The 22,390-nt window shown below is 69.2% G+C and carries 19 protein-coding genes and 1 pseudogene; 15 read left to right on the top strand and 5 right to left on the bottom strand.

What is annotated here, in order from left to right; all coding sequences use genetic code 11:
* Positions 1 to 31: 31 nt before the first annotated feature.
* From KYY02_RS25565 to KYY02_RS25555, 3 genes are read right to left on the bottom strand one after another with little or no spacing between them, the layout of a single operon-like run.
* The gene (locus KYY02_RS25565) at positions 32 to 559 is read right to left on the bottom strand and encodes a copper chaperone PCu(A)C (RefSeq protein ID WP_371241801.1); all 528 of its coding nucleotides are present in this window, start codon (positions 557 to 559) and stop codon (positions 32 to 34) included.
* Entirely contained in the window at positions 556 to 2,898 is a 2,343-nt protein-coding gene (locus tag KYY02_RS25560; protein WP_371241799.1) for a heavy metal translocating P-type ATPase, read from the bottom strand. The genes KYY02_RS25565 and KYY02_RS25560 overlap by 4 nt, the downstream gene beginning before the upstream one ends.
* Positions 2,895 to 3,119 (bottom strand): hypothetical protein, encoded by a 225-nt coding sequence (locus KYY02_RS25555; RefSeq protein WP_371241797.1) that lies wholly within the window; start codon positions 3,117 to 3,119, stop codon positions 2,895 to 2,897. Before KYY02_RS25555 ends, KYY02_RS25560 begins: the two co-directional genes overlap by 4 nt.
* A 552-nt stretch (positions 3,120 to 3,671) precedes the next feature.
* Between KYY02_RS25555 and KYY02_RS25550 the strand changes: the two genes are divergently transcribed.
* The 11 genes from KYY02_RS25550 (at position 3,672) to KYY02_RS25500 (ending at position 17,145) form a co-directional block, all read left to right on the top strand.
* The gene (locus tag KYY02_RS25550; RefSeq protein WP_371241795.1) at positions 3,672 to 5,081 is read left to right on the top strand and encodes an MFS transporter; all 1,410 of its coding nucleotides are present in this window, start codon (positions 3,672 to 3,674) and stop codon (positions 5,079 to 5,081) included.
* A 131-nt stretch (positions 5,082 to 5,212) separates the two neighbouring features.
* Positions 5,213 to 6,274, top strand: coding sequence for a beta-ketoacyl-ACP synthase III (locus tag KYY02_RS25545; protein ID WP_371241792.1), 1,062 nt, complete (start codon positions 5,213 to 5,215; stop codon positions 6,272 to 6,274).
* Positions 6,271 to 6,507, top strand: a complete 237-nt coding sequence (locus KYY02_RS25540; protein ID WP_371241789.1) for an acyl carrier protein — start codon at positions 6,271 to 6,273, stop codon at positions 6,505 to 6,507. The genes KYY02_RS25545 and KYY02_RS25540 overlap by 4 nt, the downstream gene beginning before the upstream one ends.
* Positions 6,508 to 6,540: 33 nt before the next feature.
* Positions 6,541 to 7,425, top strand: a complete 885-nt coding sequence (scoE, locus tag KYY02_RS25535) for a (3R)-3-[(carboxymethyl)amino]fatty acid oxygenase/decarboxylase (RefSeq protein WP_371241907.1) — start codon at positions 6,541 to 6,543, stop codon at positions 7,423 to 7,425.
* Between the two features lie 2 nt (positions 7,426 to 7,427).
* Positions 7,428 to 7,964 (top strand): (2E)-enoyl-ACP glycyltransferase, encoded by a 537-nt coding sequence (scoD, locus tag KYY02_RS25530; RefSeq protein ID WP_371241905.1) that lies wholly within the window; start codon positions 7,428 to 7,430, stop codon positions 7,962 to 7,964.
* A 92-nt stretch (positions 7,965 to 8,056) separates the two neighbouring features.
* Positions 8,057 to 9,649, top strand: a complete 1,593-nt coding sequence (scoC, locus tag KYY02_RS25525; RefSeq protein ID WP_371241787.1) for a fatty acid-ACP ligase ScoC — start codon at positions 8,057 to 8,059, stop codon at positions 9,647 to 9,649.
* Between the two features lie 41 nt (positions 9,650 to 9,690).
* Complete coding sequence (locus tag KYY02_RS25520; RefSeq protein WP_371241783.1) at positions 9,691 to 9,948, top strand: phosphopantetheine-binding protein; 258 nt, start codon at positions 9,691 to 9,693, stop codon at positions 9,946 to 9,948.
* Complete coding sequence (locus KYY02_RS25515) at positions 9,935 to 14,206, top strand: non-ribosomal peptide synthetase (RefSeq protein ID WP_371241779.1); 4,272 nt, start codon at positions 9,935 to 9,937, stop codon at positions 14,204 to 14,206. Before KYY02_RS25520 ends, KYY02_RS25515 begins: the two co-directional genes overlap by 14 nt.
* Before the next feature lie 70 nt (positions 14,207 to 14,276).
* Positions 14,277 to 15,305 (top strand): ABC transporter substrate-binding protein, encoded by a 1,029-nt coding sequence (locus tag KYY02_RS25510; protein WP_371241775.1) that lies wholly within the window; start codon positions 14,277 to 14,279, stop codon positions 15,303 to 15,305.
* 74 nt (positions 15,306 to 15,379) lie between these two features.
* Complete coding sequence (locus tag KYY02_RS25505; protein WP_371241903.1) at positions 15,380 to 16,345, top strand: FecCD family ABC transporter permease; 966 nt, start codon at positions 15,380 to 15,382, stop codon at positions 16,343 to 16,345.
* A complete protein-coding gene (locus KYY02_RS25500; RefSeq protein WP_371241771.1) occupies positions 16,342 to 17,145 on the top strand; it encodes an ABC transporter ATP-binding protein in 804 nt (267 codons plus the stop codon). Before KYY02_RS25505 ends, KYY02_RS25500 begins: the two co-directional genes overlap by 4 nt.
* On the opposite strand, the gene KYY02_RS25495 is transcribed toward KYY02_RS25500, so the two are convergent.
* Positions 17,138 to 18,154 carry a DJ-1/PfpI family protein gene (locus tag KYY02_RS25495; RefSeq protein WP_371241767.1) on the bottom strand — a complete coding sequence of 339 codons (1,017 nt, stop codon included), beginning with the start codon at positions 18,152 to 18,154 and terminating at the stop codon, positions 17,138 to 17,140. The two genes, KYY02_RS25500 and KYY02_RS25495, sit on opposite strands and share 8 nt — an antisense overlap.
* Positions 18,129 to 18,389, bottom strand: coding sequence for a hypothetical protein (locus KYY02_RS25490; protein ID WP_371241765.1), 261 nt, complete (start codon positions 18,387 to 18,389; stop codon positions 18,129 to 18,131). Before KYY02_RS25490 ends, KYY02_RS25495 begins: the two co-directional genes overlap by 26 nt.
* Here KYY02_RS25490 and KYY02_RS25485 point away from each other — a divergent pair.
* The 4 genes and pseudogenes from KYY02_RS25485 to KYY02_RS25470 all read left to right on the top strand — a co-directional run.
* A complete protein-coding gene (locus tag KYY02_RS25485; protein ID WP_371241762.1) occupies positions 18,379 to 19,071 on the top strand; it encodes a DUF4262 domain-containing protein in 693 nt (230 codons plus the stop codon). The two genes, KYY02_RS25490 and KYY02_RS25485, sit on opposite strands and share 11 nt — an antisense overlap.
* Before the next feature lie 28 nt (positions 19,072 to 19,099).
* Complete coding sequence (locus tag KYY02_RS25480) at positions 19,100 to 19,555, top strand: DUF4262 domain-containing protein (RefSeq protein ID WP_371241760.1); 456 nt, start codon at positions 19,100 to 19,102, stop codon at positions 19,553 to 19,555.
* A gap of 143 nt (positions 19,556 to 19,698) precedes the next feature.
* Positions 19,699 to 20,745, top strand: a pseudogene (locus tag KYY02_RS25475) (IS701 family transposase); the annotation flags it as partial.
* A 314-nt stretch (positions 20,746 to 21,059) separates the two neighbouring features.
* The coding region (locus KYY02_RS25470) for an IS630 family transposase (protein ID WP_371241759.1) at positions 21,060 to 22,390 on the top strand (1,331 nt) is incomplete at its 3' end.

The following is a 22,390-nucleotide window of genomic DNA, read 5'->3' as shown; positions in this document are numbered from 1 at the left end:
ACGCGGAGAATCGGGGCGGCAGCCCTTCTCATCACCAGCCCGGAGGGACTGCCACGGCGTCGACTCGCACACGGCCAGAGCTGCGGAACCACAGGTCGAAGGGGACCTTGTCTCCAGGCCTCAGCGACGGCGGATTCAGGATCATCACATCCACGGTGTACGGGGTCATGTTCACACGGCTTCGAGCGGGGATGGTGAGGGCTTCGAGCGACTCCATGTGCCCTGCCCCGTCCTTCGTGACCCTCCGGCCCAGCATGGTGACCCCGAGATCCGGCGAGGAGACGGACTCCAGCGTGTCCTCGCCGGCTCCGGTGTTGCTGATGTCGAAGAAGGCCGCCGTGCTGGTGGAGTTGGACGGCATGAAGATGCGGCCGTTGCTGACGCTTATCCTTGCGGGCGGTTCACCGGCCGCACCCGTCGCCGTGTAGGCGGTCAGGAGCAGCAGGACCGCCACACACGTGCCCAGGGGTACCAGGACGGCGCGCAGTGCGCCGCCGGTCAGGCGGTGCCAGGGTGACGAGGGGTTTTCTGCCGAGTCGGTGGACGACGCGGAGCTCATCGGACTTCCTCCAGGGACGAGGCAGTGCTGCTGTCCGCCCCGGACAGCGGCGTCGGGGCACCTTTGCCCGCGGAGTCGTGGGCGTCGGGTGAGTAGGCCCGCAGGCGCAGGCTGTTGGCCACGACGAGGACAGAACTGGCGGACATCGCCACGGCGGCGAACATCGGGTTGAGCCAACCGGTGGCGGCCAGCGGAACAGTGACGACGTTGTAGCCGAAGGCCCAGGCGAGATTCGCGCGGATCGTGCCCAGGGTCCGGCGGGTGAGCTGTACGGCAGCGACCACCGCCTGCATGTCCTCGCGGACGAGGGTGATGTCGGCGGCGCCGATCGCCGCGTCGGTACCGCTGCCCATGGCGATGCCCAGGTCGGCGGAGGCCAGGGCGGCGGCGTCGTTGACCCCGTCGCCGATGACGGCCACACGCCGCCCCTCCTCCCTCAGCTTCGCGACGATGTCGGTCTTGCCTTCCGGAGTGACCTCGGCGTGGACCTCGTCGATGCCGACCTGCTCGGCCACGGCGCGGGCGGCGGCCGGGCCGTCGCCCGTCACCAGAATGGGTTCGATGCCCAGCTCGCTGAGTTGTCGTACGGCCGGGCGGCTGGAGGGCCGCAGTGTGTCGCCGACCGCGAGGACGCCGACCGGCCGGCCGTCCGTCTCGACCACCACGGCTGTGCGTGCGGCGGCGTGGGCGCGGTCCAGTGCCTGCTGAAGGGTGTCCGGGAGCGGGGTGTCGGGCCGTGGGCGTCCTACGACGACCTCGCGGCCGTCGACCCGGCCGCTGACTCCCACTCCGGGGACGGCACGGAAGTCGGTCACGGGCGGCAATTGACCGTCCTTCGCGGCCTGGCGGGCAGCGGCGGCGACGGCTCGGCCGATGGGGTGCTCGGAGCCGTACTCGACCGCTCCGGCCAGTCGGAGGATCTCAGCCTCGTCTTCCCCGGCCGTCGGCGTGGTGTCGACGAGGGTCATGCGTCCGGTGGTGAGGGTGCCGGTCTTGTCGAAGACCACGGTGTCGATGTGCTGCAGTCGTTCCAGCGCCTCCGGTCCTCGGAGCAGTACGCCGAGTTGCGCACCGCGGCCGGTGGCGGCCATGAAGGCCGTCGGCGTGGCCAGGCCGAGAGCGCAGGGGCAGGCGACGACGAGGACGGCGACGGCCGCGGTAACGGCAGCCCCGGTATCCGCCTCGGCGCCGAGCCAGAATCCCAGGACGGTGCACGCCACCGTCACGATCGCGGGTACGAAGACACCCGCGACGGCGTCGGCCAGCCGCTGGATGCGGGCCTTGCCCGCCTGCGCGTCGCTCACCAGCTTGGTGATCCGGGCGAGTTGGGTGTCGGCGCCGACTGCCGTGGCCCGGATCACCAGCAGTCCGCCGGCGTTGACGGCGCCGCCCACCACGTCCGATCCCGGTCCGACCTCGACCGGGACGCTCTCGCCGGTCACCAGCGAGAGGTCCAGGGCTGAGCTGCCCTCGGTGACAACGCCGTCGGTGGCGACCTTCTCACCTGGCCGTACCAGGAACTCCTGCCCGACATGGAGTTCGGAGACAGGGACCCGGCGCCCCTGCTCACCGTCCCGCAGCTCGACATCCTTGGCGCCGAGCTCGGCGAGCGCGCGCAGCGCCGATCCCGTCCCCTGCTTGGCGCGGTCCTCCAGGTAGCGTCCCGCCAGCACGAACAGCGGCACACTCACGGCCGCTTCCAGATACAGATGCGCACCACCGGCCTCAGCCTCGGGGAAGAGGTTGAACGGCATACGCATGCCCGGCTCGCCCGCGCCTCCGAACCACAGTGCGTATGCGGACCAGGCGAAGGAGGCCAGCACTCCCAGAGAGACCAAGGTGTCCATGGTCGCCGTGGCATGCCGCAGTCCCTTCATCGCCCGCTCGTGGAACGGCCACGCGCTCCACCCCACCACCGGCGCGGCCAGGTTGAAGCACAGCCACTGCCAGTAGGTGAACTGCAGAGCCGGGACCATGGAAAGCACCAGCACAGGCAGCGACAGCAACGCCGTGATCAGCAGCCGGCCCCCGTCACTGACGCCTGCGGCAGTCTTTCGCCGCTCGCCGACCCGGCCCTGTTCCTCCGCGGGCGGCGGTGGCAGTTCGGCCGTGTAGCCGGCGCTCTCCACCACGGAGATCAAACGCTGCGTGGTCACCGACGGAGGATGGGAGACGCGGGCCCGCCCAGTGGCCAGGTTGACGGTCGCCGTCACCCCCTCGACGCGGCCCAGTTTCTTCTCCACCCTGCCCACACAGGCGGCGCACGTCATCCCGCCGACCAGCAGATCGGTGGTCACCTCGGACTCGTCGGCCGCCTGACGGTGATCGGCGCTGGTCATCGGCTCACCTGCGCCTCACGGTCGACGGCGCCGAGCCCGTGCATGCCCGGCATACCCGGCTCCCGGTTCTCCTCGGAGGCCGGCACAGTCCGGTGCATGCCCGGAGCCACCGGACCCGCCACACGCCCGATGGCGTATGACAGAGCCGTGAGCGAGGCCAGCAGGATCACGAACCCCAGTAAGGCCGGGGGAACGATAAAACCACGCTTTGACATCTCCATGGATACATACGGTAGGGGGGTACCCTGCGAATGGTCGACATCGAGCATGTGACAAAAAACTCCGCCATCGTCGGGAACCAGACGGGCCCCCCATCCGACTACTGTGATTAGGGCTTTCTCCATCCTTTCGAAATCTCGCACACCGGATCGGATTGGACGATACCTAGCGCGGTATCAACTGGATTGGGAAGGCGTGGAATCAGTCATCCATGACGCCCTGAGATTCGACCGAGAAGGCTGGAACTAGGGGACATCCCCAGCCGACTCGTCGAATGAGGAACCCGCCCCTTCGCCGTCAGCACACGGCCCTGCCGTCGCCCTCAAGCCGTACATGAGCGAGCCCACCTGGGGCGTTCCATCGCCCACTTCACGGGCGGCCGTCCCGGATGTCCGGCTTTCAATGAACAGGTGACCGATTTCCGCAATCAGATCGCCAGCCAGTCCGAAAGTGAGGGGAGGGTGCTTGTCTCAGCACATGGAGTGAGCCATGATCCCGGGGTGTGCCGCCGTCCTGATTCAAGGGACGGATTGTCAGGGGGGAACAGTTCCGCAATGCCTGTAGTGAAATCGCCGTCCACTCAGCCACGCCAACGCCAACGCCTCGGACTGCCGCTGCTGATCCTGGCCGCCGCGCAGTTGGTCATCTCGCTCGACTACAGCATCGTCTACGTCGCCCTCCCCAGCATCGGCAGCTCGCTCGGCTTCTCCGGACAGGACCTCCAGTGGGTGGTCAGCGCCTATGTCGTGGCGACCGGCGGGCTCCTGCTCCTCGGCGGCCGGGCCACCGACCTGCTCGGGCGACGCAGGATCTTCATCGTCGCCGCCCTGCTGTACGCGGTCTCCTCACTGGTGGGCGGGCTGTCGGACTCGGCGGGCATCCTGATCGCGGTGCGCGCGGTGCAGGGCATCGGCGGCGCCCTGCTGTTCCCTGCCGCCCTCTCGCTGATCAACACGCTCTACGAGGAAGGCCCCGGCCGTAACCGGGCGCTGGCCGCGTGGGGCGCCGCCGGGGCCGGCGGACTGTGCTTCGGCTCGCTGCTGGGCGGGGTGCTCGTGGACACCTTCGGCTGGCCGGCGGTGTTCCTCGTCAACGTGCCGCTGGCCGGTGGCATCGCCCTGGCAGGAACGTTCCTCTTCCCCGCGGACGGTCCATTGTCCCGGCAGCGGGACTTCGATCTCCTAGGTGCCCTGACCGCCACCGTGGGCATCACGCTGCTTGTCTTCGTCCTCGTTCACGCACCGGAGGCCGGCTGGGGCAGCCGCAGCGTCCTGGTATGCACGGCCCTCTCGGTGATCTCGCTGGCTCTCTTCGTCCTTGTCGAAACCCGCACCCGTGCCCCGCTGACACCGGGACACCTGTTCAGGCACCGCAGCCTGCTCGGCGCCATGGCGCTGACCGCGCTGTTCAGTGCCACGTTCAGCTCGCTGCCGTTCTTCCTGACCCTCTACTTCCAGACGGTGCACGGCTACAGCGCCATGGCCACCGGAGCCGCCTTCCTCGTACCGGCCGTGGTCGTGGCCGCCGGAACGAAGGTGGGCGAGAAAGCCGTGGCCGCACTGGGCCTGCGCACCATGCTTCTGGGCGGCATGGCCCTCGGGGCCGTCGGCACCCTGCTCCTTGCCCTCGCACTCAGCGCCGACGGCTCCTACACGCGCCTCCTGCCGGGGATCGTGCTGCTGAGCCTGGGACAGGGTGCCGCCTGGACCGGCATGTGGATCGCGGCCGCAGCCGGCGTCCCCGCCCAGGACCAGGGCATCGCCTCGGGGCTGGCCTCGACCACGCTGCAGGTCGGCAGCGCCGTGGGCCTGGCAGTCCTGGTGGCCGTCGCCGGCACCGGGAGCGACGGCCTGACCACCGCCGGCCTGCTCGACGGAGTCCGTGACGCCGTCTACGTCATCACAGCCGGAATCTGTCTCGGCGCCGTGGCCCTGCTGTCCTTCCGGAGGCGTGCGGACCACTGACGGCCGTCGCCGCCGACGCACCCTCATTCCTTCCCTACGACCGTTCTGCCCCTGCCAGCCCTGAGATCTCGTCATCCATGCCGGGAGCCCTAGGAGCCCTCGTGTCCAGCACATCTGACCGGCCGTTCAGCATGTCTGCCCCTCCTTTCACCCCACCCGATCGTGCCGCCGTCCTGTGCGGACTGGCAGGCTGGCTTCCCCCACGCGTCGTGACCAACGAAGAGCTCTCGCAACGACTCGACACCAGCGACGCCTGGATCCGGACCCGCACCGGGATCAGCGGACGCCACTTTGCCGAGCCCGGCCAGGCCACCTCCGATCTGGCCGTTGAGGCGGGCCGCCGCGCGCTACGGTCCGCAGGCGCGGAGGACGTGGACGCCGTGGTCGTCGCCACGACGACGCCCGACCGCTCCTGCCCCGCCACCGCCCCGCTCGTGGCCAGCCGCCTCGGCCTGACGGGAGTCGCAGCCTTCGACGTCAGCGCCGTCTGCACCGGATTCGTCTACGGACTCGCTTCGGCTGCGAGCCTCATCACGGCCGGAGTGGCTGAACGCGTGCTGCTGATCGGCGCGGACACCTACTCCACGATCGTCGACCCGCACGACCGGGCCAACGCGATCATCTTCGGCGACGGGGCCGGAGCTGTCGTCCTGCGCGCCGGACGCTCCGACGAACCCGGCGCCGTCGGCCACTTCGACCTCGGCAGCGACGGCACCGGCGAAGAACTGATCATGGTGGCGGCCGGTGGCTCACGGCAGCGCTCGGCATCCAATCCGATCGACCCGCAGGACCGTTACTTCACCATGCGCGGCAAGGAGGTCTACCGCCATGCGGTCACCCGCATGACCGCCTCCGCCCACGCCACGCTCACGCTGGCCGACCGCAAGGTCGACGACATCGACCGCATCGTCCCTCACCAGGCCAACCTGCGCATCCTGCGCTCGGTGGCGGAGGACCTCGGACTGCCCCCGGAACGGCTGGTCACCAACGTCGAGTCCGTGGGCAACACCGGCGCCGCATCGATCCCGCTCGCCCTGGCCGATGCGGCTGCCCAGCACACCATCCAGGCAGGCGAACGCGTCCTGCTCACCGCGTTCGGCGGCGGACTCACCTGGGGGTCCTGCCTCCTGACGTGGCCCGCCCTCTCCCGGATCGACCGCCCGCACGACACAGGAGGAACGCAGGAGTCATGAGCACCACCTACGACCAACTGGTCGAGATCGTCACGAAACTGCACGACGCGCCGAGCGACCTGATCAGCCCGGACGTCACCTTCGCCCAGCTGGACGTCGACTCCCTGACGATGGTCGAGATCAGTTTGCGCATCGAGCGCGACCTCGGCGTCCACATCGACGACAACGAACTCCAGGAAGACCTCACCCTCGACGCGACCACCAAGCTCATCGATTCGAAGCTCGCTCAGTAGCCGCAGACACCACCACTACAGAGAGCAGGGATGATGGAGATCAAGGAAGTCACGGGTAAGGAAATCGGCGCCACGGTCGATGGGTTCGACTACGCGGCCGCCTCCCCGGCGGACATCGACGCCATCAAGGCGGCGGTCTACACCAAGAAGATCGTCGTCCTGAAGAACCAGGACCTGGCACCCCGGCAGTTCCTCGAACTCGGCCAGCGGTTCGGCCGTCCGGAGACGTACTACGAGCCGATGTACAAGCACCCCGAGGTCGAGGAGATATTCGTCTCCTCCAACGTGCCGGAGGACGGCAAGCAGATAGGCGTGCCGAAGACCGGGAAGTTCTGGCACGCCGACTACCAGTTCATGCCGGACCCCTTCGGCCTCACGTTCATCTACCCCCAGGTCATCCCCGAGAAGAACCGGGGCACCTACTTCATCGACATGGGCAAGGCGTACGAGGCGCTCCCCGAGGATCTCAAGAAGGAAGTGGCGGGCACCTTCTCCCAGCACTCCGTCCGCAAGTACTTCAAGATCCGGCCTTCGGATGTCTACCGGCCGATCTCCGAGGTCATCGAGGAAGTCGACACCAAGACCCCGCCGGTGGTGAAGCCCAGCACCTTCACCCACCCCATGACCGGCGAAACGGTCCTCTACATCAGCGAGGGCTTCACCCTCGACATGGAGGACGAGGACGGCAAGCCACTGGAGACCGACCTGCTCCACCGACTCTTCGAGGCGACCGGCCAGCTCGACGACACCTTCACCCACCCCAACATCCACCTGCAGACCTTCGAGAAGGGCGACCTCCTGGTCTGGGACAACCGCAGCCTGATCCACCGCGCCCGCCACACCACTACCCCGGAACCGACCGTCTCCTTCAGGGTGACCGTGCACGACGAGCACAAGCTGTACGACGAGGCCACGTGAGCATGCGGACGTCCGTACAGCACAGGTCGTCGTCGCAGGACTACGACAACGACGACGAACTCTTGCCCCAGGTCCTGCGGCCGTACAAGGCTCACTGCAAGTACCTGAAATCCGCAGCGGTCAGTACCCGGACGGGCCGCGTGGCCGCACGCTGCGAACTGGCCATCCCGGAATCCTGCTACATCGACGACACCGGCCACCTCAACGCCGTCGAAGTCAACATCAGCTACAACCAGATGATGTACTACGCCGTCGCCAAGACGGTGAAAGAGGGGCTGCTGGAAGAGTTCGCCGACTGGACGCTGGACGACTACTGGCGCCACCAACTGCCCGACATCCTCATCGCCCGCTTCAGCGGCAACTTCCGACGGCCCATCAACGCCCGTTCCTTCTCCGGAGAGATCGAGTTCCTCTCCGTGGACCGGCGCTCGCCCGGCGGAGAGCCGCTACTCGTCGCCGAGACCGCCTACCGGTACTGGGACGACGCCGGCGGGCGGTGCGACGGCACTGTGAAGCTCGCCTTCGTCAACGCCCCGTAGACGCAGCAACCGCACCATGGCGTGCCGCCGCCGCGCCCGGCGGCGGCACGCCTCCGGCAGACCGAGAGCAGAACGAGAGGCAGGCCCCGCACATGGCCGAACCGTCCGTGCCCGGGACACCCGGTGAAAGGCTGCACCATCCTCAGCTCAAGACCCTCGTCGACACGGCACGTTTCCACGCCGAGCACCGCCCGCAGGTCCCCGCCGTCGTCTGCGAGAACCGCAGCCTCACCTATGCGCATCTGCACCGTGAGAGCAACCGCATCGCCCACGCCATCCGCGCCGCCGGGGCGGCTCCCGGTGCCCGGGTCGCCTACCTGGGCAAGGAATCCGAGCACTACTACGAGATCCTCTTCGGATGCGCCAAGAGCGAGACCGTTCTGGTGCCCATCAACTGGCGGTTGACCGTCCCAGAGGTCAGCCACATCCTCCAGGACTCCGGAAGCGAACTGCTGTTTCTGGAGGAGGAGTTCGCACCGGTCCTCGACCGGTTGCCGGCCGCGCCGCCGAAGACGGTGGTCCGGCTCGGAACGGCCGACGGCTTCGATGCCTGGAAGGCGGAGCACCCGGACACCGCTCCTGCTTCCTCCGTCACCCCGGACACTCCGGTGGCACAGCTCTACACCAGCGGCACGACCGGCTTGCCCAAGGGTGTCGTCCTGGCCCACCGGAGCTTCTTCGCGATCCGCGACGCCCTGGCGAGCGAGCAACTCGACTGGATCGACTGGCGGGCCGGCGATGTCGCCCTGGTCGGCATCCCCGGATTCCACGTCGGCGGCCTGTGGTGGGCCACCCAGAACTTCAACGCCGGCGTGACCACGGTGGCGATGCGGGCCTTCGCTCCCCGGGACGCGGTCGACCTCATCCGCGACAACGGCATCACCACCGCCTGTGTCGTTCCCGCCATGTTGCGCATGATGCTCGCCGAACCCGGCGTCAAACCGCACGACTTCACCACCCTTCGCAAGATCGTCTACGGCGGATCGCCGATCTCCGAGGCCCTCCTCGAAGAGAGCCTGGCCATGTTCGGCAGTGAGTTCGCCCAGATCTACGGGCTGACCGAGACCGGCAACACCGCCGTATGCCTGCCGCCCGCCGACCACATCCCCGGTCACCCCCGGATGAAGGCCGCGGGCCACCCGTACCCGGGGGTTCGCAGCAAAGTCATCGACGGCGACGGCGAAGAACTGCCGTCCGGCACCGTCGGTGAGATCTGCCTTGCCACTCCGGCCCACATGGTCGAGTACTGGGGCCTGCCCGACAAGACCGCCGAGACGCTCGTCGACGGCTGGATCCACACCGGGGACGCCGGATACGTCGACGAGGACGGCTACATCTTCATCCAGGACCGCATCAAGGACGCGATCCTCGTCGCGGGCGAGAACGTCTATCCCGCCGAGATCGAGAACGTCCTGGAGCGCCACCCCGACGTGGCAGAGGCGGTGATCGTGGGAGCCCCCGACGAACGGTGGGGCGAGAGTGTCCACGCGTTCATCGTGCCCGCTGCGGGCCAGGAACCGAGCGCGCGGGACCTGCACCGGTTCCTCGTCGACCGCCTGGCCGCCTTCAAGCTGCCCGCGGCTTACGAGTTCATCGACCACGTACCGCGCAACCCGAGCGGGAAGATCCTCCGCCGGGAACTGCGCGACCGCTTCTGGAGCGACTCCGACCGCAAGGTCAACTGACCGGCACCCGGCACCCCGTGCAGCTACCAAGAGAGAACACCATGCCTGAACCCTTGACGCTGGACGCCTTCCGCACGGACCTGGCGGAGTTCCTGCACCAGCAACCCGCCGAGGTCGACCTGGAGGAGAACCCCCTGTACGCGGGCCTGGACTCGCTGCGCATCACCACTCTTGCCGAGCGGTGGCGGAGCACCGGCGTGGAGGTGAGCTTCGTGGAGCTCGCCGAGCGCACGTCCTTCGCCCAGTGGTGGCAACTGCTGTCCGAACGCCAGTCAGGAGCAGCTCATGCCGATGCCTGACCCGCGCACCGAGCGCCACCCCCTCCTCGCCGCTCAGGAGGGCATCTGGACCGGCCATCAGCTCGATCCGGACAGCCCCGCCTACAACACCGCCGAATACGTACACATCCACGGGGCCGTGGACCCGACGGCCTTCGAGAAGGCCCTGCGCCACACCGTGGCCGAGGCCGAGGCCCTGACCGTGCGCTTCGTCACCGACGAGGCGGGCCGCCCCTGGCAGGTGAGCGTTCCTGGCATCGACTGGGACCCCCACATCGCCGACCTGACCACCGCTGCGGACCCGCACGGCGCCGCCCTCGCATGGATGGCTCAGGACATAGCCCGCCCCATCGACCTGGAGCGCGGCCCGGTCTTCGGCCACGCCCTGCTGCGTGTCGCTCCGGACGAGTTCCTCTGGTACCACCGTGTGCACCACATCGCGCTCGACGGATTCGGCCTGTCCCTGGTCGCGCGCCGCGTGGCGCAGGTCTATACCGCCCTGGTGGAGGACGCCCCGTTGGGCGAGAGCGGCTACGGCACCCTGGAGTCGGTCCGGCAGGAAGAGGACGCCTACCGCGCCTCGGACCGTTTCGCCAAGGACCGCGCCTACTGGACGCGGCGCTTCGCGGACCGCCCGCAGGTGGCCAGCCTCACCGCCGAACAGGCGTTGCCGGCCCGCACCTTCCTGCGTCACGTCGTCGACCTGGATCCCGACGAGACGGAGAGGCTGCGCGCCGTCGCCCGAGATGTGTCAGTGACCTGGTCCGATCTCCTGCTGGCCGTCACGGCCGCCTACATCCACCGGGTCAGCGGAGCCGACGAGATCGTGCTCAGTCTGCCCGCCATGGGCCGCCTCGGGTCGGTGTCCCTGCGCGTGCCCTGCATGGTGCGCAACGTCCTGCCGCTGCGCGTCGCGGTGGGCGAGGAGGACAGCCTGCGCGACCTGGCCACCAGGGTGGCTGCGGAGCTCCGGGCCGGCCTGCCGCACCAGCGGTACCGCTACGAACATCTACGGCGCGACCTGAAGCTGGTCGGCGGCAAGCGACGGCTGTCCGGGCCCGGCGTGAACATCATGCCGTTCGAGTACGACCTGCGGTTCGCCGGGCACAGCAGCACGGTCCACAACGTCTCCGCGGGGCCCGTCGACGACATCGCGGTCAACGTGTACGACCGGGCCGAGGGCGCGGGCCTGCGGATCGCCGTCGACGCCAACCCGCAGCTCTACGACGAGGCAGACCTGGTCACTCACCAGCAGGGACTGCTGGCACTGCTGCGGGAGGCCATCGCCGCACCGGATCGTGCGATCGGCCGACGGCCGTGCACCGTTCTCGACGGCGGACCGCTGCCCGGTCCCGTACGACCGGTGCTGAGCCTCGTCGCCGACCACGCCGCCCGGCGCGGCGGCGCCACCGCCGTCGAGCACGACGGACGGAGCATCACCTACGCGGAGCTGTTCGGCTCCGCCCGACACCTCGCGCGACGGCTCGCCGCGCGGGAGGTCGGCCCCGGCGCCGTGGTGGCCGTCGCCCTGCCTCGCGGCATCGACGCCGTCACAGCCATCCTCGGTGTCCTGCTCTCAGGCGCCGCGTACTGCCCGCTCGACCCGGACGCGCCGGAATCGAGGACACAAGCGCTCCTGGACAGCGCACGGCCCTCGCTCGTCCTCACCCACAGCGCACACGCCACTCGCTTCTCAGGACGGGCCGTCCTGGTACTCGACGCCCCGGGCGAGGACACTGAGGCACCGCTCGCCCCGGCCGGAACAGCAGACGATCTGGCCTACGTCATCTACACCTCGGGCTCCACCGGCCGGCCCAAGGGAGTGGAGATCAGCCACGGTGCGCTGGCCACCTTCGTCGCCGGAGCAGCACACCGGTACGGTCTGCGGCGCGAGGACCGCGTCCTGCAGTTCGCGCCGCTGCACTTCGACGCCAGCGTCGAGGAGATCTTCCTCACTCTGTGCACGGGTGCCACGCTCGTCGTGCGCACCGGTGAGATGACCGAGTCGGTGCCCCATTTCCTGCGCGCGGTCGACCGGCTGCGGATCAGTGTGCTGGACCTTCCCACGGCCTACTGGCATGAACTGGCCTACACCGTCTCCACCGGCGCCACCGCCCTCCCCGACGGGGTGCGGACCGTCATCATCGGCGGAGAGGCCGCCCTGCCCGAACGCGTCGGCCGCTGGCGGAGCGCGGTCGGCACGTCGGTACGGCTGTTCAACACCTACGGCCCGACCGAGGCGACGGTCGTGGCCACGGTCGCCGCACTCCACGAAGCCACCGCCGACCCCGGCGACGTACCGATCGGGGTTCCGCTGCCCGGCATGCGCACAGCGATCGTCGGCGGCGAGCTCTATCTTCTCGGCGATGCGCTGGCCGTGGGCTACCGTGGCGCGGATGCCCCGGACGACGCCCGGTTCGCCCCGCTCGCCCAACTACCCGGCAGTCCGCGGGCCTTCCGCACCGGCGATCTGGTGCGCCTCGGTGACGACGGACATCTGCGGTTCCTCGGGCGGGCGGACGACGAGTTCAAGATCAGTGGACATCGCGTCCATCCCTCCGAGGTCGAAGCCGCCCTCCTCGCCCAGCCACGCATCCGCGAAGCCGGCGTCGTGGGGCAGGTGCTGCCGGACGGGACACGGCGGTTGGCCGCTTACGTCGTCGCGGAGGATCCGCAGCCCACCACCGCTGACGTACGGGAGCAGCTACGGGCTGTCCTCCCGGCGGCGATGGTCCCGTCGGCCGTGGAGTTCACGGACCGGCTGCCCCGCACCAGCACGGGAAAGATCGACAGGAACGCTCTCAGCGTCGCCGCAGAAGACCGGACCTCCCCGGCCGCCGAGACGGTGGGCGGCCCGGAGGAAACCATCACCCGTATCTGGGCCCAGGTCCTGGGCGTCGAGCGCGTAGCGCCCCAGGACGACTTCTTCGACCTCGGCGCCCAGTCGCTCCAGGCGATCCAGGTCGCCAACCGGATCGGCGTGGAACTGGAGCGGGAGGTCCGCGTCGCCTGGCTGTTCGAGCACCCGACAGCCGCCGGCCTCGCGCACCATCTGGAGCACCGCAGTGACGCCCCGGCCACCGCGTCCGCGTTGCCCGAGGCCGTCCTGGCCGACGCCGTCCTGGAGGACGACATCCGGCCCGCCACCTCGCCCCGCACGCCCGGTGCACCACGCACCATCGTGCTCACCGGCGCCACCGGCTTCGTCGGCCCCCATCTGCTGGCAGAGCTGCTGAGGGTCACCGACGCCGAGATCGTCTGCCCGGTCCGGGCGGCGACCCCGGCCGAGGCGGCCGACCGCGTCCGCCAGGCCCTGGCCGCTCAGAAGCTCCCCCTCCCGGCGGACGCCGAGCGGATCACCGCCATCCCCGCCGACCTCGCCCGCCCCAACCTGGGGCTCGGTGCCGCCCGGCTCGCCGAACTGGCCGAGACCTGCGACGCCATCATCCACAACGCGGCGACGGTCAGCATCATGCGCGAGTACGCCAGCCTGCGCGCCGCCAACACCGACTCCACCCGTCAGCTTCTGAGGATGGCGTCCACACGCTCGATCCCGGTCCACCTGGTGTCGACCCTGTCCGTCGCCCCGCCCCGCAGCCAGAGCCCGGACGTGCCCGAGACGTTCTTCCCGCCACACCAGGGCCTGCTCAGCGGCTACCAGCAGTCCAAGTGGGCTTCCGAACGCCTCCTGGCGCAGGCCGCTGAACGCGGATTCCCCGTCACCCTGCACCGCCTGGGGCGCGTGGTGGGCGCACCGGACACGGGCCAGGTGAACCGGCGGGACTTCCTGTGGAGCGTCCTGGCATCCAGCATCCCGGCCGGCATCGTGCCCGACCTGTTCGAGGCGGAGGTGTGGACCCCGGCGGACTACGTAGCCCGAGCAGTCGTACACCTGTCCCTGACCGCCGCCCCCGGCACGATCTTCAACCACGCCCCCGTCGCCCCCGTGCGGCTGGCCGACCTGTACGACTGGGTGCAGGAATACGGGTACGCCGTCAAACAGATCCCGCTGACGCAGTGGCATCGGGAGCTTCCCCGCTCCGCCGACGTGGCGGCGACGACCGGAGCGTTTTTCGACTCCCTCACCGGCGCCAGCACAGACGGCGGCGATTCCGGTCCGGAGCTCGCGCTGGGCGACGTCCGAGCGGACAACGTGCTGCGCGGGCTCGAAGGCACCGGTATCTCCTGCCCGCAAGCCGATCGCACCCTGATGTTCCGATACCTGGACTACTGCGTGGAAAACGGAATACTTCCGCCCCCTGCCGGACGGAACATCTGACGCCTTGGGAACCCGGGTCGACCCCGCGCCGACTACCTGAGCGGAGTCCTTCCCATCCCAAGGAGAACGTGTGCTGACGAGACGGCCCGCTGCCGTGGCCCTGGCCGGGGTACTCTGCCTGGCCACCACGGCATGCGGGGCCTCGTCGTCCCCGACGGCCAACGCCGCGGCGGACGCGAGTGCCCCCGGATACCCGGTCACCCTCAAGAACTGCGGACAGACCACCACGTACACCAAGGCTCCCAGCCGGGTGGTCGTCATGAACGGCGCCTCCGTCGCCGAGGTCTCCTCATTACTGGCGCTGGGGCTCGGTGACCGCATCGTGGCGAACGGGCAGTCCTACGGACGCTCCGAAGTCCCGGGCCGGGCCGAGGCCATCAAGAAGCTGCCCACCGGCGACATCACACTCAACGACGCCTACGACATCCCCCGCGAGGCGATGCTGGGCCTGAGCCCGGACCTCGTGCTGTCCACCACGTCCTACGGCTTCGACGCCAAGAACGGCTTCGCGACCCGTGACGACCTCGAGGCGGTCGGCGCCAACACCTACATCTCCCCGCAGGGCTGCGACCAGGACACCTCCCGCATGACGATCGACGACAGCTACCAGCTGCTGCGCGATCTGGGGAAGGTCTTCAACGTCAACGACCGCGCCGAGAAGGTCATCGCCGAGTCCCGGAAGCGGGTCAGCGACGTGTCGGCCAAGGTGAAGGGCGAGCAGAAGCCCAACGTCATGGTGGTGTTCTCCAACATGAGCATGGGCGGCAACGACTTCAGCGCCATCGCGGCCCACGGCATCTGGAACGAAATTCTCACCAAGGCGGGCGGCAGCAACGCCTTCTCCTCCGCCTCCAGGACCACCTTCGCCGACCTGAGCAAGGAAAAGGTCGCCGCCGAGCAGGTCGATGCCCTCGTGGTCATCAGTTACAACGACCCGAACCCCGAGGCATACGCCCGCAAACTGCTCAAGGAGTTCCCCCAGTGGCCGGCCGCGAAGAACAAGCGCTCCCTCGTGCTGTCCGACTCGATCTACCTCGGCCCCAGCAACGACCTGGCCGTGGAGAAGATCGCCAGGATCCTGCACCCGAACGCCTTCTGACGCATCCGGGCCGACGGAGGCGGCTGAACCCCGTACTGGCGCTGGTGCTGCTACTGCTCGTGCTCGTGGGTGCCATGACCGTGGCGATCAGCATCGGAGCCGTCACCGTGCCGCTGGCTGAGGTGTGGCGGATCATCTGGCACCACCTGACGGGCGCCGGGGCGGCTGCGGACCCGGCCATGGACCAGATCGTCTGGAACTTCCGCGCTCCGCGCGTCGTCCTGGCCGCCCTCGTCGGCGCGGGACTGGCTGTCGCCGGTGTGGTCCTGCAGGCCGTCGTCGCCAACCCGCTCGCCGATCCCTACGTGCTCGGCGTCTCCTCCGGAGCGTCGCTCGGCGCCGTGCTCGTCATCACGCTCACCAGCGGCGCCCTCGGCGGGCTCGGTGTGTCCTCGGCCGCTTTCCTCGGCGCCGCAGCCGCGGCGACCCTGGTCTTCCTCCTCGGTCAGAAGCAAGGACGCCTCGCCCCCACCCGCCTGGTCCTCTCCGGCGTCGCCGTGGGCTACCTGTTCCTGGCAGCCACCAGCTACCTGCAACTGCGGGCCACACCGACCGAACTGCGCACGGTGATGTTCTGGATGCTGGGCAGTGTCGCCGGTGCGAAGTGGGAGCAGTTGCCCGTGGTCACCACCGTCGTCCTCACCACCACCGTGGCGCTGGCCCTCTTCGGCCGACGGCTCAATGCGCTGCTCGTCGGCGACGAGTCCGCCACCGCCCTCGGTGTCGACGTACACCGACTGCGCGCGGTCCTGCTGGCGTTGTCCTCCCTGGTGACCGGCACGGTCATCGCCGTCGCCGGCGGGATCGGCTTCGTCGGCCTGATGATCCCCCACCTGGTGCGCCTCATCACCGGCGCCGATCACCGCAGACTGCTGCCCCAAGCCGCCCTGGTCGGCGCCGTCTACCTGGTCGTCGTCGACCTGCTCTCCCGTACCGTCAACCGGCCCAACGAACTGCCCCTCGGCATCCTCACCGCCCTGTTCGGGGCACCCTTCTTCTTGTGGCTGTTGCGCCGCAACAAGAGCTTGGACAACGTATGAAGCTCACCGTGGAACAGATCCATGTCGAACTCGGCCACCGGCCGATCCTCCGCAATGTAGACCTGGAGGCGGGGGCGGGCGACATCGTCGGCCTCATCGGCCCCAACGGCAGCGGCAAGTCCACGCTGCTGCGCACCGTCTACCGCTCCCTGCGCCCCCACCGCGGTGTAGTGCGGGTGGACGGCGACGATGTGTGGAACCTGACCGCCCGGAATGCCGCCCGCCGCACCGCCGCCGTCCTCCAGGACGCCGGCAGCAACCCGGCCGGCATGAGTGTTGCCGAAATCGTGGCCCTCGGCCGCACCCCGCACCACGGACTCGTCGGCCGCGACGGCCCCGAGGATCTCCAAGCCGTGGACGAAGCCCTCGACCTGTGCGGGATCCGGCACATGGCCGAACGCGACGTCACCTCCCTGTCGGGAGGCGAACGCCAGCGCGTGCTGCTGGCCCGCGCACTCGCCCAGCGGCCCCGGCTCCTCGTCCTCGACGAGCTCACCAACCACCTCGACATCCGCGCCCGCTTCGAGCTCCTCGACCTCATCCGCGCGACCGGCATCACCACCCTCGCGGTCCTTCACGACCTCGACCTGGCCGCCCGCCTGTGCGACCACCTCGTGGCACTCCACTGTGGCGAGGTAGTAAGGGCAGGCCCGGTCCTGGACGTACTGACGCCCGGTCTGCTGCGCGAGGTCTTCGGCGTGGCCGCTACCACCGACCGCCACGCCGACGGCGTCGTACGCATCACCTACGGAGCCCACCCACTCGCCCTGGAACGGGTACCGGAGGCCAAAGTCAACTGACGGGACGGTCGTACTGCGTCCCCTGGCGGACCTCGGCCGCCGCCTCCGCGCTGTCGAGCCGCTCCACCAGGTGAAAAGCCATGTCGATGCCGGCGGACACACCCGCGCTGGTGACGATGTCCCCGTCATCGACATACCGGTCTACGGCGCGAACGTCGATCGTGTCGTCGACCGCCGCCAGTTTCCCGGTGTAGTTGTGATGCGTGGTCGCAGGGCGGCCCCTCAGCAGCCCTGCCGCGGCCAGCACCAGCGAGCCGGTGCACACGCTCGCCAGCAGCACCCCTCGTTGGTGCAGATCCTTCAGCCAGTCCAAGTGCACCCTGTCGTTCTTCAGCGGCTGGGTGCCGTCACCACCCGGGTGGATCAGCACATCCAGCGCGGGGGCCGTGGCAAGGCCGTGGTCCACCGCGAGGCGAAGCCCCTTGGCGCAGCGCACCCACCCTTCCTCCCGGCCGATCGTGAGCACGCGGACGGGAACCGTCGCGACATGCGCGGCCCAGAAGCCGAGAACTTCCCACGGGCCGACGACATCGAGTTCCTCGGCGTCCTCGAACACGAAGACACCGATGGTCAGTGAAGACTCCATGCCGACGAACTCACCAACTCTCTCTACCTGCTGAATATGTTCGGGCTCTGGTGCCACCTTGTCACGAGAACCGCCGCCGGTACTCCGGGGCGGGACCTGAAGGGCCCGGAGGAATGACCTACGCATGGTGGCCTCGGTACCGAACCCGGTCTCGCGCGCGATCACTTCAAGGCCCTGCGGACTCTCGATCAGCAGACGGGAGGCAACAGCCACCCGGGCACGCTTCACGTACTCCCGTGCCGTCATACCGATCCCAGCGCGAAAGAGACGGCTGATACGCCGCTCGGACGGGCCGGCGTGAAGGGACAGCGAACGCAGCGTCCAATCTCCCCGGGGTCGGCGTGTACGGCCCTCGGGGAGTATCCGAACGGAAATTAGCGGTAGCCGCTGACCCGGATCATGGTCCGGTCGGGATGAGGGCACTGACCCGGTTCTCGTACTTGCGGCGGGCCTTGCGCTGGGCCGGAACGGCGGGGGCGCCCTGGACGCCGTCGAGCGGCTGGCAGCGGGCGAGGAGCCCTCGGTGCACGGCGGGGACGGCGCTGACGCGCAGGGTGTAGCCCTGGCCGCGCCGCACGGTGACGCCCTGGTCGAGCGCGGCGCGCTCGGCGGGCTCCAGCTCGGCCAAGCGGAGGAAGTCGGCGACCTTGCCCGGCACATCTCCTCCAACCGCCGTGTGGTTCCTGCGGGACCTGGCGGCCGCGACCGGGGCCCGCCCGGCACCCGCACAGCCGACGTTCCTGCCCGGCATCGCCACCACCGACGAGGCATGCTGCGTGCTCGCCGGAGCCGGGCTCGACGACGTCGCCGCGCTCCGCGTGGCTGGACCGGACGGCCGACCAGCTCGCCGCGCCCCCGGCCCGCCGCCTGCAGTCCGTTCCCCGCCCGCGCCCCGCCCACGTCCGGAGGCACGCCGCATGACCCTGCTCAACGTCGACGGGCGCGCCCACAAGCCCGCCCCGGACTTCAACGTCGTCGCCGTGCACGACATGGACGGCAACGAACCGTTCTACGCGTACACCGTCGGCCTGGCCCGACACCCCGGCCGCGCCTACGAACTGGCCTGCGCGGGAGTGGCCGGCCCCCTCGCGCAGGTCATCATCCGCCGCGCCGCCGAACAGCTCGGGCGTGACCTCCTGGAGCCCGCCGAGGGCCTGGAGCTGGAGCGGGTGGTGAACGGCGACCTGGTGCGCCTGCACCGCGTGCGGGACACCAGCCGCTTCAGCAGCAACGGAGCCGCGCCCACGGGCCCGTTCTGGCAGATCCTCCTGCCCGACGCCTTCGGCCGGTTCCCCGGCGACCGGCTCTACCCACACGACGACGCTCAGCCGCTCCTGTGACCCTCGCCCACGACCGGAGGTATGCCGCATGACCACCCTCACGCCCGTCGATGCCCGTCTCCTCGTCGCCGTGGCCGACACGATCCACCGGTGCGGTCACGCCATCTACGCGGACGACGACCCGCAGATGATCGAGCCGACGACCACGTACACCGTCGGCTTCCACGTCAAGGAGTGCTCCGGAGGGCGGGAGCTGGCCCTCACGGGCATGCCGCCTCGCACGGCGGCCCGGGTCCTCAACGACGTCACAGACCGGCTGCGGTCCGTGCCCGGGGCCTGGCTGCAGCCGGACATGATCCTCGTCGACGTCCAGGGCTACACGGCCAAGCTGCGCCCCGTCGACGACCCGTCGTTCCTCGTCCTGGCGCACGCCCTGTACGAGGGCACGGTGACAGCCCTGCAGGTCCTCATCGCCGACCCCAACGGCCGCTTCCCCGACGATCCCGCGTACGCGAACGGCATCAACGCGCAGCGCCTGCTCTAATACTCCAGTCTGGTTTCGCGATCTTGTCGCGGACCCGGCTGGGAACGGGTACGGCCACCGCGTGATCATCGGTTGGTGTGTGGACAAACGAAGATCGTGCGGTGGCCGCGGGCCATAGCGTAGACCCTGCCCGCTGGCGGGTGATGTTCGACCAGGTCATGGCCCGGATCGCAGGCCGGTTCGGCCGGGTCGAGCCGCGGGCGAGTGCCCGCGCCTATCTGCTCGGACTGCTGTCGAAGACAGAACGGAAGAACTGCTGGCAGCTGGCCGAGCAGGCTGGTCACGTCCGGCCGGGGCCGATGCAGCGGCTGCTGCGCTACGCCCGCTGGGACGCCGATGCCGTCCGTGACGACCTGCGTGCCTACGCCGTCGAACACTTCGGCACCGACGGCGGGGTGCCGATCGTGGACGAGACCGGCTTCGTGAAGAAGGGCCGCGCCTCGGCGGGCGTGCAGCGGCAGTACACCGGCACTGCCGGACGCATCGAGAACTCGCAGGTCGGGGTCTTCCTCGCCTATGCCACCAGCCGGGGACGGGCGCTGATCGACCGCCGGCTCTACCTGCCCGAGCGGTCCTGGTGCGGTGACGCCGAGCGTCGCCGGGCGGCCGGGATAGCCGACGAGACCGAGTTCGCGACCAAGCCCCGCCTGGCCTGGGAGATGATCGCCGCCGCGCTGGACGCCGGGGTGGAGGCACCGTGGGTGACCGGCGACGAAGCCTACGGACAGGACCCACAGCTGCGTGCCCGACTGGAGGAGGCAGGCATCGGCTACGTGATGGCCGTCGCCTGCTCCACCCGGGTGCGGATCAACTCGGGCCGCACCCCTGTCCGGGCGGACACCGTCGCGGGCCGCCTGCCCGCCACCGCCTGGCAGCGGCACAGCGCGGGCAGCGGCGCGAAGGGCCCGCGCCACTACGACTGGGCCTGGATCCACATCGGCACCGACGGACACCGTCATCTGCTGATCCGCCGCAACCGCACCACTGGCGAACTCGCCTTCTACCTGTGCTGGTCACCCACCACGGTCACCCTTGCAGAACTCGTCCACGTCGCCGGCGTCCGCTGGAGCATCGAAGAGTGCTTCCAGGCCGCCAAGGGCCAGGTCGGACTCGACCACTACCAGGTCAGGCACTGGACCTCATGGCACCGGCACATCACGCTCGCCATGCTCGCCCTGGCCTTCCTGACCGCCGTCGCCGCCAGCACGGCATCGGACCGGCGGGCCAGACCACACCCTCCCGCCCGCAGCCTCGCTCCGAACCCGAACCCGATGACCGTCCCGGAGATACGGCACCTATTCGCCGCCTCTATCAGCCCTCCGGCTCAGTCAGCGGCCAGACTGCTGCACTGGTCCACCTGGCGCAGACGCCACCAGGCAGCAGCCCGACACAGCCACTACCGGCGACGAGCCGCCGACGAGCCTGCTGAATAGATCGCGAAACCAGACTGGAGTACCAGTGTGGCGCGCCTGAAATTTCGGTCTTAAGTCTGTAGCCTGTTTTCATGTCTCGGGGTCCACGTGCCGTCGAAGTTGTGCTGTCCGATGAGGAGCGCGCTGAGTTGCTGCGCTGGGCGGGCGGGGCGGTGGCGCCCCGGCTTGTCGAGCGGGCACGCATCGTCTTGGCGTGCGCGGACGGGAAGCCGAATGCGCGTGTGGCGGCGGAGTTCAAGGTAACCGCGGACACGGTGAGGAAGTGGCGCTCGCGGTTTGCTGCCCGGCGGATGGCCGGGCTTGCGGATGAGCCGCGGCCGGGCCGGCGCAAGCCGGAGCTGGTGCTCAGTGATGACGAGCGGGCTCAGCTGACGCGTTGGGCGAGGCGCGCGAAGACCGCGCAGTTCCTGGCTCTGCGCGCGAGGATCGTGCTGCGGTGCGCGGAGGGCGGGACGAATAAGCAGGTGGCGGCTGAACTCGGGGTGAGCGAGCAGTCGGTGAACCGCTGGCGGGCCCGGTTCGTCAAGCGGCGGCTGGACGGGCTGGTCGACGAGCCGCGGCCGGGCCGGCCGCCCTCGATCCTGCTCGACCAGGTCGAGGACGTGGTCGTCGCGACGCTGGAATCCACGCCAGGTAAGGACACGCACTGGTCGCGGACTTCGATGGCCGAGCGCACCGGGCTGTCGAAGTCCACCATCGGGCGGATCTGGAAGCGGTTCGACCTCAAGCCGCACCAGCAGGATGCCTTCAAGCTCTCCACCGACCCGCAGTTCGTCGCGAAGGTCGTCGACGTCGTCGGCCTGTATCACAACCCGCCCGAGAAGGCAGTGGTGTTGTGCGTGGACGAGAAGAGCCAGATCCAGGCGCTGGACCGCTCCCAGCCGGTGCTGCCGATGATGCCGGGCATGCCCGAGCGGCGCACCCACGACTACCTGCGGCACGGGATCACCAGTCTGTTCGCCGCGTTCAACATCGCCGACGGCACTGTCATCGGTGAACTGCACCGCCGCCACCGGGCCGTCGAGTTCAAGAAGTTCCTGATCACGATAGACAAGGCGGTTCCCGCCGGGCTCGATGTGCACCTGGTGTGTGACAACTACGCCACCCACAACACCCCGGAGATCAAGACCTGGCTCGGCAGGCACCCCCGCTTCCATGTCCACTTCACTCCGACCGGCTCCTCCTGGATCAACCAGGTCGAGCGGTGGTTCGGCCTGCTGACCGACAAACTCATTCGCCGCGGCGTCCACACCTCGGTGAAGGCCCTGGAGGACGACATCACCGCGTGGATCGACACCTGGAACGAGAATCCGCAGCCCTTCACCTGGACCAAGACCGCCGACGAGATCCTCAACTCACTCGCCGACTACCTCACCAAAGTCATTCCGCCAGCCAACAAAAA

Source organism: Streptomyces pimonensis (genome assembly GCF_041380215.1).
Lineage (GTDB): Bacteria > Actinomycetota > Actinomycetes > Streptomycetales > Streptomycetaceae > Streptomyces > Streptomyces pimonensis.
This window is presented reverse-complemented; position numbering and strand designations above follow the sequence as displayed.